9 protein-coding genes are annotated in these 11,173 nt (G+C 71.9%); 6 read left to right on the forward strand and 3 right to left on the reverse strand.

Annotated elements, in window-relative coordinates; all coding sequences use genetic code 11:
- Window positions 1–71: 71 nt before the first annotated feature.
- Entirely contained in the window at window positions 72–992 is a 921-nt protein-coding gene (locus ITJ44_RS01065; protein ID WP_194632950.1) for a proteasome assembly chaperone family protein, read from the reverse strand.
- Between the two features lie 167 nt (window positions 993–1,159).
- Between ITJ44_RS01065 and ITJ44_RS01070 the strand changes: the two genes are divergently transcribed.
- The 3 genes from ITJ44_RS01070 (at window position 1,160) to sucB (ending at window position 5,633) form a co-directional block, all read left to right on the forward strand.
- Window positions 1,160–2,668: a leucyl aminopeptidase gene (locus ITJ44_RS01070; protein WP_194632951.1), complete on the forward strand. Its 1,509-nt coding sequence runs from the start codon at window positions 1,160–1,162 to the stop codon at window positions 2,666–2,668.
- A gap of 91 nt (window positions 2,669–2,759) precedes the next feature.
- Entirely contained in the window at window positions 2,760–4,133 is a 1,374-nt protein-coding gene (lpdA, locus tag ITJ44_RS01075; RefSeq protein ID WP_194632952.1) for a dihydrolipoyl dehydrogenase, read from the forward strand.
- A gap of 60 nt (window positions 4,134–4,193) precedes the next feature.
- A complete protein-coding gene (sucB, locus tag ITJ44_RS01080; protein ID WP_194632953.1) occupies window positions 4,194–5,633 on the forward strand; it encodes a 2-oxoglutarate dehydrogenase, E2 component, dihydrolipoamide succinyltransferase in 1,440 nt (479 codons plus the stop codon).
- A 26-nt stretch (window positions 5,634–5,659) separates the two neighbouring features.
- Here sucB and ITJ44_RS01085 read toward each other — a convergent pair whose 3' ends face one another.
- Complete coding sequence (locus ITJ44_RS01085; protein WP_194632954.1) at window positions 5,660–7,354, reverse strand: protein kinase; 1,695 nt, start codon at window positions 7,352–7,354, stop codon at window positions 5,660–5,662.
- 208 nt (window positions 7,355–7,562) lie between these two features.
- Here ITJ44_RS01085 and ITJ44_RS01090 point away from each other — a divergent pair, with 208 nt between their 5' ends.
- Window positions 7,563–8,273: a DUF4191 domain-containing protein gene (locus ITJ44_RS01090; RefSeq protein ID WP_194632955.1), complete on the forward strand. Its 711-nt coding sequence runs from the start codon at window positions 7,563–7,565 to the stop codon at window positions 8,271–8,273.
- A 54-nt stretch (window positions 8,274–8,327) separates the two neighbouring features.
- The gene (locus tag ITJ44_RS01095; RefSeq protein WP_194632956.1) at window positions 8,328–9,044 is read left to right on the forward strand and encodes a DnaJ family molecular chaperone; all 717 of its coding nucleotides are present in this window, start codon (window positions 8,328–8,330) and stop codon (window positions 9,042–9,044) included.
- A gap of 26 nt (window positions 9,045–9,070) precedes the next feature.
- Here the strand turns inward: ITJ44_RS01095 and ITJ44_RS01100 are convergent, their stop codons facing one another.
- Entirely contained in the window at window positions 9,071–9,499 is a 429-nt protein-coding gene (locus tag ITJ44_RS01100; protein WP_194632957.1) for an RDD family protein, read from the reverse strand.
- 193 nt (window positions 9,500–9,692) lie between these two features.
- Here ITJ44_RS01100 and glnA point away from each other — a divergent pair, with 193 nt between their 5' ends.
- A complete protein-coding gene (gene glnA / locus ITJ44_RS01105) occupies window positions 9,693–11,117 on the forward strand; it encodes a type I glutamate--ammonia ligase (protein WP_079533154.1) in 1,425 nt (474 codons plus the stop codon).
- Window positions 11,118–11,173: the final 56 nt, after the last annotated feature.

The following is an 11,173-nucleotide window of genomic DNA, read 5'->3' on the forward strand; positions in this document are numbered from 1 at the left end:
ACGAGGATACCGACCCCGCGGAGTCCTCCCCGCCGGCTCGAGCGGACCTCGCCGGGATCAGCTCGCGGGCGTCACGCCGCGTCGCCGTCGCCGGGACGGCGCCGTGCGAGGAACTTCTCCAGCTCCGCGGCGATCTCGTCCGCCGTCGGCAGCGCGCCGTCCTCGTCGGTGAGCGGCGACTTGAGGGGGGTGTCCTCCATGTAGCTGTCGTAGCGCTCCTCGAGGGTCGTGACGAGGCGTGCCAGCTCCTGGTTGCCCGCGACCTGCTCGTCGATGCGGCCCACGAAGTCACGGCCCTCCTCACGGAGCCGGTCGGTCGGGAAGATGAGGCCGGTCGCGGCGCTGATGCTCTCCAGCGCGGCGACCGCGGCGAGGGGGAACTCCGTGTCCGCGAGGTAGTGCGGGACGAGGAGCACGAAGCCGGCGACGGGGTGGCCGGCGTCGTGCAGGCGGTGCTCGACCAGGTGCAGCGCGTTCGCCGGCACCTGCGTGTGCGGCTTCCACACGCTGAGCGCATCGATGAGCTCCGCGCGGTTGCCGCTCACGGTGACGTTGATGTCGCGCGTGTGCGGCACGGGCATCGGGATGGCGTGCACCCACGTGGTGGTGGACACCCGGTAGCGGTCGACGATGCCCAGGACGGCCGCCGTGAACGCCTCCCAGCGGAAGTCGGGCTCGAACCCGGTGAGGAGGAGGAACGGCTGCCCGATCTCGTCGTGCGCGAGGTAGAGAGCCAGGCGCGCCGGACGGTAGTCGGCCAGGTGGTCCTGGTCGAAGTAGATCGTGGGTCGGCGCGCGCGGTAGTCGAGCAGGGTGTCGGTGTCGAAGCGGAGGACGTCACGGTGGCTCAGGGTGCTCAGCAGGTACTCGCTCACCTGGGACACGCCGGAGCCCGCATCGGAGAAGCCGGTGAGCCCGGCGACCAGGGGCAGGCCGGTCGGCACCTCGCCGATGTCGGTGTCGATCTCGTACAGTCCGTCCGCATCTGCCATGGATCAACTCTAAGCCGCGCCTCCGACGGCCCCTCCCGGGCCGGGCGCCGTCCGTGCCGCCGAGAGCGAACACGGATGCCGGGCCGGACGGGCTCGCGGTGTCGGCCGTCCTCGGGAGCGACGGCTCCCAGGCGTGGCGTCCGCGCGCGTCGCTAGGCTCGACGCCCATGACCCTCCCCCTTCTCTCCGTGTCCTCCGACCGCGCCGTCGACGTGGAGGCGGACGCGCTCGTCGTCGCCGTCTCCAGCGAGAAGGAGGGGATCCGGGTGCACGCGCCCGAGGGCCTCGAGCTCGACGCGGACGTGCTGTCCGCCGTCGGCGTCACCGGCGGTCGCGACGAGGTCGTCCGCGTCGCGGGGACGGGCACGGCCGCCCGCACGATCGCGCTGGTGGGCGTCGGCTCGGGACCGCTGGACGCCGTGGCGCTCCGCTACGCCGTCGGCAGCGCGACCCGCCAGCTGCGCGGCGTGGAGAGCGTGGCCGTCGCGGTCCCCGTGGACACCGTCGTGGAGCTCGCCGCCGTGCTCGAGGGCGCGGCCCTCGGCGTCTACTCCTTCGACTCCTACCGCCGCGACTCGCTCGCCGGACAGAAGCCGCGCGCCTCCTCCATCACCGTGCTCGCCTCGGGCGATTCGTGGACCGCCGAGGACGCCGACGAGGCCGTGGCACGGGCGGTCGCGGTCGCCGGCGCGGTCGCGGGGACCAAGGACCTCGTGAACACCCCGCCGCTCGACCTGTATCCCGCGACGTTCGTGGACGCGGTCCGGGAGCGCACGGCAGGTCTGCCCGTGGACGTCCGCGTCTGGGACGAGGAGGCGCTCGCGGCCGACGGCTTCGGCGGCATCCTCGGCGTGGGCCAGGGTTCGACGCGCCCGCCCCGCCTCGTGAAGGTCTCCTACTCCCCCGCCGGCGCGACGCGGCACCTCGCGCTCGTGGGCAAGGGCATCACCTACGACACGGGCGGCATCTCGCTGAAGCCCGCCGTTCCCATGATCGGCATGAAGTACGACATGACCGGCGCCGCGACGATCCTCGAGGTCGTCGTCGCGGCCGCGCGGCTGGAGCTGCCCGTCCGCCTCACGGCCTGGCTCTGTATCGCCGAGAACATGCCGTCCGGCTCCGCGATCCGCCCGGACGACGTCCTGCGCATGCGCGGCGGCACGACCGTGGAGGTCCTCAACACGGACGCCGAGGGCCGGCTCGTCATGGCTGACGGCATCGTCGCGGCCAGCGAGGAGCACCCGGATGCCATCGTCGACATCGCGACGCTGACCGGGGCGCAGGTCGTGGCTCTCGGCGAGCGGTACTCCGCCGTCATGGGCGAGGACGCCCTCGTGGCGCGTCTCCTCGACGCGGCCCGTGAACAGGGCGAGAGCATGTGGGGCATGCCGCTCCCCGAGGAGATGCGCGCGCTGCTCGCCTCCGACATCGCGGACATCGCCAACGTCAAGCCCGGAAATCCCGCCGGCGGCATGCTCGTCGCCGGCGTGTTCCTCAAGGAGTTCGTGGGCCGGACCGGCGACGCCGACGACGCCCCCCGCATCCCGTGGGCGCACATCGACATCGCGGGTCCGTCGCACAACAAGGGCGGCGGCCACGGCTTCACGGGGAAGGGCCCGACCGGCGTCGCGGTGCGCACGCTGCTGGCCCTGGCCTCCGGGTTTTCACGCGCGTAGTAGGCTCGGAGAGGCCTCCTGAGGGGGTCCCGCGCCCGCCCGGTCGGGCGGTCGCATGAGACGACCTTGATGCATACGAGGGAGATCCTGGGTGTCGGAACAGAACTTTGACGTGGTGGTGCTCGGCGGCGGGAGCGGCGGCTACGCAGCGGCGCTCCGTGCGGTGCAGCTGGGCAAGACCGTGGGCCTCGTGGAGAAGGGCAAGCTGGGCGGCACCTGCCTCCACCGCGGCTGCATCCCCACGAAGGCGCTCCTGCACTCGGCCGAGGTGGCCGACGTCTCGCGGGAGTCGGAGAAGTACGGCGTCAACGTCACGTTCGACGGGGTCGACATCGCGCGGGTCAACGCCTACCGCGAGGCCATCGTCGCCAGCAAGTACAAGGGCCTCCAGGGCCTCATCAAGGCCCGCGGCATCACCGTCATCGAGGGCGAGGGCCGCCTGACCTCCGGCACCACCGTGCAGGTCGGCGACCAGACCATCACCGGGAAGAGCATCGTCCTCGCGACCGGGTCGTACTCCCGGACCCTCCCCGGCCTCGAGATCGGCGGCCGCGTCATCACGAGCGAGCAGGCGCTCGAGCTCGACTACATCCCCAAGAAGGTCGCGATCCTCGGCGGCGGCGTCATCGGCGTCGAGTTCGCCTCCGTCTGGCGCTCCTTCGGCGTCGAGGTGCAGATCATCGAGGCCCTCCCCCACCTCGTGCCGAACGAGGAGGAGTCGATCAGCAAGCAGTTCGAGCGTGCGTTCCGCAAGCGCGGCATCGCGTTCTCCCTCGGCGTGCGCTTCAAGTCCGTGACGCAGGACGACCAGGGCGTCCAGGTCTCCCTCGAGGACGGCACGACCTACGACGCCGACCTCCTGCTCGTCGCCGTGGGCCGTGGCCCGGCGACCCAGGGCCTCGGCTTCGAGGAGGCGGGCGTCACGACGGACCGCGGCTTCGTGTTGACGGACGAGCGGCTGCAGACCAGCGTCCCCGGCGTCTACGCCGTCGGCGACATCGTCCCCGGCCTCCAGCTCGCCCACCGGGGCTTCCAGCAGGGCATCTTCGTCGCGGAGGAGATCGCGGGCAACAAGCCCGTGGTCGTCGAGGACATCAACATCCCCAAGGTCACCTACTCCGACCCCGAGGTCGCGAGCGTGGGCTACAGCGAGGCCAAGGCCGTCGAGAAGTTCGGTGCCGACAAGGTCTCCAGCTACGAGTACAACCTCGGCGGCAACGGCAAGAGCTCCATCCTGGGCACAGCCGGATCCATCAAGGTCGTCCGCGTCCAGGACGGCCCCGTCGTCGGCATCCACATGATCGGCGCCCGGGTCGGCGAGCTCATCGGCGAAGGCCAGCTCATCGTCAACTGGGAGGCCTACCCCGAGGACGTCGCCAACCTGGTGCACGCCCACCCCACCCAGAACGAGGCGCTCGGCGAGGCCCATCTGGCACTCGCCGGCACTCCGTTGCACGCCCTGTAGCACCCCGCCACCACCGACACACAAGCCGGGTCCGGAGTCGGGCCTGAAGGAGACAACAGCATGAGCGAATCCGTCAACCTGCCCGCACTCGGCGAGAGCGTCACCGAGGGCACGGTGACCCGCTGGCTCAAGAACGTCGGCGACCACGTCGAGGTCGACGAGCCCCTGCTCGAGGTGTCGACCGACAAGGTGGACACCGAGATCCCGTCGCCGGTCGCCGGCGTCATCGAGGAGATCCTCGTCCAGGAGGACGAGACCGTCGAGGTCGGCGCCGAGCTGGTCCGGATCGGCGACGGTTCGGGCGGGGGCGACGCTCCCTCGGAGGAGCCGGCCGCGACGCAGCCCGAGGAGCCGGCGGCCGATGAGGCCGTCGAGGACACCGTCACCCCCTCCACCGAGGCGGACGACGACGCCGAGGCGCCCGCGCCCGTGGAGCCCGAGCCGGCACCCGCCGCCGCGCAGGAGGCCCCCGCCGCCGCGGAGGCTCCCGCACCCGTACCCGCGCCGGCTACGCCGGCGCCCGCCGCCGCTGCGCCCGCGCCCGCCACCGCTCCCGCGCCTGCCCCGGCTCCCGCCGCATCCGGCAACGCCGGCTACGTGACGCCGCTCGTCCGCAAGCTCGCCAACGAGCGCGGCGTGGACATCGGCACGCTCACCGGCACCGGTGTGGGAGGACGCATCCGCAAGGAGGACGTCCTCGCCGCGGCCGAGGCGGCCGCGGCGACGAGCACCCCCGCGGCATCGGCTCCCGCCGCCCCCGCGGCAGCGCCCCTGGAGACGTCGCCGCTGCGCGGCACGACCGCGAAGATGTCCCGCATGCGCAAGCTCATCGCCGACCGCGCGGTGGTGTCGATGCAGTCGACGGCCCAGCTCACCTCGGTGGTGGAGGTCGACGTCACGAAGGTGGCTCGCTTCCGCGACCGCGTGAAGGGCGACTTCCTCGAGAAGACGGGCGTCAAGCTCTCGTTCCTGCCCTTCTTCGCCCTCGCCGCGGCCGAGGCGCTGAAGGCCTACCCCGTCGTCAACGCGACGGTCGACGGCGACAGCATCGTCTACCCGGACCACGAGAACATCAGCATCGCGGTCGACACGGAGCGCGGGCTGCTCACCCCCGTCGTCAAGAACGCCGAGGGCAAGAACCTGGCGCAGTTCGCGGCGGAGATCGCCGACCTGGCCGCACGCACGCGCGACAACAAGCTGTCCCCCGACGAGCTGGCCGGCGGCACCTTCACGCTGACCAACACCGGCTCGCGCGGCGCGCTGTTCGACACGCCCGTGGTGTTCCTGCCGCAGTCCGCCATCCTCGGCACCGGCATCGTCACGAAGCGCCCGGTCGTCATCACGGCAGACGGGCAGGACACCATCGCCATCCGCTCCACCGTCTACCTCGCGCTCTCCTACGACCACCGGATCGTCGACGGGGCCGACGCCTCGCGCTTCCTCGTGGCCGTGAAGAACCGTCTCGAGGCAGGTGCGTTCGACGCCGACCTGGGCATCTAGGTCAGTCCGGGTCCCGAAGGCGTCCCTCATCGGTCGTCCATCAGGTCCCTGATCCGCCATCCGGCCTCTCCCCTGACGATCAGGAGGGAGGCCGGTCGGCGTCCGGGGGTCGTCGAGCCGGCCGCGACCTCGGGGGTCAGGCCGATGAGGGCGCTGTCACCCATCCGCTGGGCAGCAGCCCGGGCATCGGCGACGTGGAGTGCGGCGTCGTCGAGGTCCGCCGCTGCTGTCGAGGCGAGGGCGGTGCGATCGGCGTCCTCCACTGCTGAGCCGGCCTCGTCCACCGCGTCCAGGCAGCCCATGTCGCCGTGCCGGAGGCAGGACGCACGCAGTCGGAGGAGAGCAGGGGCGGCCACGTCGGGATCCGGCGAGGACGTCGCATCGGCATCGGCATCGGCCGCGGCATCCGTCGCAGGCGTGACGTCGACGCCGGTCGACAGCGGCGCCGCTGTCGACGGAGTCGACGTGTTCGTCGGTGACGCCGTCGCGCCGTGCGCGGGTCCGGTGAGAGCGGGCACAGCGACCACGCCCGCCAGCAGGAGCAGGAGCGCGGAGGCCCCGAGCGCCCAGACGCGGGGGCGCACCGCTCCGAGCTCGCTCGTGAGCCGGGCCCGAGCAGCCGTTCCTCGTGACCCCTCTCCGCCCGCCCGGCGGGTGCTCTCCGCGCGATGCCGACGATGGCCCCTCCTCGTCGCGCGCGGGAAGAGCGAGCGCCCGCGACCGCTCGTGGCCGTCCCTGGGGCGGCGCCGTCGAGAGGACCGGAGCTGATGGCGCCGATCGCCACATTAGGCGGCATGACGGCACCGTGTTCGCGGGAGCGCATCGGTGCTCCCGCGTCGGCCAACGGGGCTGCATCCGCGACGTCGAGCAGACGGTCCGCCAGATCGTGCGCGGTGAGATCCGCCTCCCTGTGGACGGCGGCGTCGAGCAGCGCCAGCCAGCGGTCCCAGCGGTCCTCGGACGTGCGCCCCCGTGCGTCAGCCGGGTCGCGGAGGGCCTGCACGATGCGCGACACCCGCCCCAGGTCCTGCTCCACGGGGTCGACCCCCGGGGGCGCGTCCGCGGTCGTCTCCCCGGCGACGGCCCGGGAGGAGCCGAGCCCGCTCAGCATCGGACGTCCGGTGGCGTCGAGGACCACGTGGGTCAGGTCGACCGCGCCGTGCGCGATGCCCGCCTCATGGAGATCCCCCAGGCCGCGGAGCACGGAGGCGACGAGCGTCACGGTCTCGCCGGGCGTGATGCTGCCGCGTCGGGCGACCAGGGCCGACGCCGTCCCGCGCTGGCCGATCGACTGCACGATGCAGAGGCTGCCGTCGGCGAGCGTGGCGACATCCCGCAGCGCGACGACGTGCTCGGAGGTCACCGCCTGCAAGGCGACGATCTCCGCCTCCCCCCGGCTCCGCTCGGTCGCGGGCACGATCTTCACCGCGACGTTGCCCGCCGTGCCGCTCACGGAAGCCGCGGGGCGGGACGGGCGGGCCAGGTGCACCTCGCACCGGGTGCCCCGCCCGATCAGCCGGACGAGCCGATACCCCGCGACGGCGGTGCCGGGGGTGTCGATCCCGTCGTCGACCGAGCCCGTCCCCTTCCTCCGTCTCCGCGGCGCTCGCCCCGCAGCCGAGGCCGATCGACCCGGATCGGCCGCCGAGCCGAGCGACCCGGCGCCCCGCTCCCGGCCCGCGACCCGTCCCTCGTGCGCATGAGCGCGTCCCTCCGCCATCGACCCACGTCCTCTCCTCGTCCCGACCCGTCCACCGGTGGTCCGTCCATGCCCGTCGCCGGGAGTGTGCCGGTCATCGCGTCGGTGGACTGCCGCGAGGGTGATCGCGGGGGCATCGCGTCGGCGTGGAGCGCCTGTGAGGGGACGCGACGGGGCATCGACCCGCCGCCGTTCCGGCTGCCGCCCGCGCACCGGTATCCTGAGCACCATGGCCCGCAAGACAGCCTCGAAGAAGGCACCCAAGGAACCCGGCCGCATCAAGCAGATGTGGCAGGTCTTCCAGATGACCCGGCGCTACGACAAGAGCTCGGTCTGGTGGATGCTCCTGGCGCTGCTCGGCCCCATCGTCGTCGGCATCCTGCTCGCGGTGTTCGCGACCGGCGGCAACTGGCTGACCGCCATCCTCTTCGTCATCGCGGGCGTGTTCGCCGGCATCCTCGCCTTCCTGATCGTCCTCGGACGCAAGGCCGAGCGCGCGGCGTACCTGCAGATCAAGGGCCAGCCCGGCGCCGTCGGCGTCGTCCTCCGCAGCTCGTTGAAGCGCGGGTGGGTCGGCAGCGAGATGCCGGTCGCCGTCAACGGCAAGTCCCAGGACGCCGTGTACCGTGCCGTCGGACGTCCCGGCGTCGCCCTCATCGGGGAGGGCCCGAAGAGCCGCACCACGCGCATGCTCGAGGATGAGCGCCGCAAGATCGCGCGCGTCCTCCCGAACGTGCCCGTGCACTTCGTGTTCGTCGGCCCCGACGCCGACTCGGTCGAGCTCCACAAGCTGGCCGGTCGCCTGCAGCGGTTCCCGCGCACCATCACGAAGGCCGAGGTCCTGGCCGTGAACAACCGGCTCACCTCCCTCGGGCAGAACAGCATGCCCATCCCCAAGGGCGTCGACCCCTTCAAGGTCCGCCCCTCCCGGGCTCGCTGATCCTGCGCGCGCGGGGCGTTTGCGCGGGCACCGTGCCCGGCGCAGACTGAGCGCATGGATCCGGCCTCCGCTGCGGCGCTGCTCGGCGTCGCCGCGGACGCCGACCGCCCGGCCGTCAGCCGCGCGTACCTCCGTCAGGCGCGCGAGACGCATCCGGACCGCCTTCCCGGCGCGACCCCGCAGCAGCTGAGGGCCGCTCACGAGCGCTTCGTGCAGCTGACCCTCGCGAGGGACGCGCTGCTCCTCGGTCAGCGCACGGCGACCGGACAGCGGCATCCTGCTGCGGCCCCGGGATCTTCCCACCCGGGACGGACGGCCCCGCCGCCGCCCCGCGCGACGCCGGAGCGGCTGTCGCCGTACGGGCGTTCGCGACGTGAGCGCGCCCGACGGGGTCTCGGTCCGTCCATCGCCGCGGTCTGCGCACTGGCCGGGGTGCTGGTGGTGGTCGTCAGCTTCCAGGACTCGACGCGCGCGCGGTTCACCACGGTCGGTGCCGACCTCACGCAGGGGGCGACCGTCGTGCCCGTCGAGGATCCCGCCTCCCGGGCGAGCGAGTGCGTGGACACGACCTCGTGCACGCTCCTCGACATGACCGCGCCCGAGGACTGCAGCGCGGCGCTCGTCCGGTTCGAGGTCACGACGGGGCGGTCGGACGACGGGCGGGAGACCGAGAGCCGGGAGCTCGGCGCGGTCCGGGCGGGGTCCCCCGCCCGCGTGGTCCTCGGCGGGGTCGACCCGGAGCTCGTGTACCTCGGCTGCGAGCCCGGCTGATTCCTCCGTCGACGCACGGGGCCGGCTCAGGACGTGCGGACCAGGACCGTCCCCGAGAACACGTCGTGCAGCCCCCGCTGGTCGGCGTTCCACACGACCGCGGGGACCACCAGGCACAGGAGCACGGTGCGCAGGGCCGGACGCCACAGCGACACGTACCCGCCGCCGAGCGGGCGCACGCGCATCCCGAGCACGACGTGTCCGACGCTCCCCCCGAGGGTGACGATGAGGACGTACTGCATCACGGCGAAGATCGCGAGCGTCGCCGTCGGGTCGTACGAGAAGAAGGCCCAGGAGACGAGCACGGCGAGGGCCCAGTCGATGCAGATGCCCACGATGCGGCGGCCGGCGCGGGCGACGGATCCCCGCCCGCGCTCCGGCAGGCCGAGGCGCTCCCCCGGCCAGCGGTTGCGGCCGGGATCGCCGAGGTCGGGGTTCGTGGGGGTCGCGGACACCATGCGATCCTAGGCGCGCGCGACGCGGATCCCCTGGTCGCGACAGCCTGGGAACGGTCGCCGACTCGCCCGGGACAGCCCGCGTAACATCGCGGAAACACGGCGGTTATGGCGAGGTAACCCCTTCCCCCTAGGGTCGGAGAGGCTGAAACCGTCAGTCTCATCCGCTCCGGCCCCCTTTTGGAGACACCACATGTTCAGAGACTCATCCGAGGTGCTCGCGTTCATCAAGGACACCGACGTCAAGTTCCTCGATATCCGGTTCACCGACCTCCCCGGGGTGCAGCAGCACTTCAACATCCCCGCATCCACCGTCGACGAGGAGTTCTTCTCGGTCGGCCAGCTGTTCGACGGCTCGTCCATCCGCGGCTTCGCGAGCATCCACGAGTCGGACATGCAGCTCATCCCGGACGTGACGACGGCCTACATCGACCCGTTCCGCATCGAGCGCACCCTGATCATGGTGTTCGACATCTACAACCCCCGCAACGGCGAGATCTACGCCCGCGACCCGCGCCAGGTGGCCAAGAAGGCCGAGAAGTTCCTCGCCGCGTCCGGCATCGCCGACACCGCGTTCTTCGCGCCCGAGGCCGAGTTCTACATCTTCGACGACGTCCGCTACGAGGTGAACCAGCACACGAGCTTCTACTCGGTCGACTCCGAGGAGGGCGCCTGGAACTCCGGACGTGAGGAGGAGGGCGGCAACCTCGGCAACAAGACCCCGTACAAGGGCGGCTACTTCCCCGTCAGCCCCGTCGACAAGCAGGCCGACCTCCGTGACGACATCAGCCTCAAGCTGATCGACGCCGGCCTCATCCTCGAGCGCGCGCACCACGAGGTGGGCACGGGCGGCCAGGCCGAGATCAACTACCGCTTCGACACGATGGTCCACGCGGCGGACGACATCCTGAAGTTCAAGTACATCGTCAAGAACACGGCCGAGCAGTGGGGCAAGACGGCCACGTTCATGCCGAAGCCGCTGTTCGGCGACAACGGCTCGGGCATGCACACGCACCAGTCGCTCTGGAACGACGGCAAGCCGCTGTTCTACGACGAGGCCGGATACGGCGGACTCTCGGACGTCGCGCGCTGGTACATCGGCGGCATCCTCAAGCACGCGCCTGCCATCCTCGCCTTCACGAACCCGACGGTGAACTCCTACCACCGCCTCGTGCCCGGCTTCGAGGCGCCCGTCAACCTGGTCTACTCGGCGGGCAACCGCTCGGCGTCGATCCGCATCCCGATCACGGGCACGAACCCCAAGGCCAAGCGCATCGAGTTCCGCGCGCCCGACGCGTCGAGCAACCCGTACCTCGCGTTCGCGGCGCAGCTGATGGCCGGCATCGACGGCATCAAGAACCGCATCGAGCCGCACGAGCCCGTCGACAAGGACCTCTACGAGCTCCCGCCCGAGGAGGCGAAGGGCATCCCGCAGGTCCCCGCGTCGCTCGGCGCCGCGCTCGAGGCGCTCGAGGCCGACCACGAGTTCCTCACCGCGGGCAACGTGTTCACGCCCGACCTCATCGAGACGTGGATCGAGTACAAGCGCGAGATGGAGATCAAGCCCCTCGCGCAGCGCCCGCACCCGTTCGAGTTCGAGCTGTACTACGGCGTCTGATCCCGCCGGCACCCGCTAGGGGTGCGTGACGCACGGGCCGTCCTCCTCCGGGAGGG

It is taken from the genome of Clavibacter sp. VKM Ac-2873 (genome assembly GCF_015351075.1).
Classification (GTDB): Bacteria; Actinomycetota; Actinomycetes; order Actinomycetales; family Microbacteriaceae; genus Clavibacter.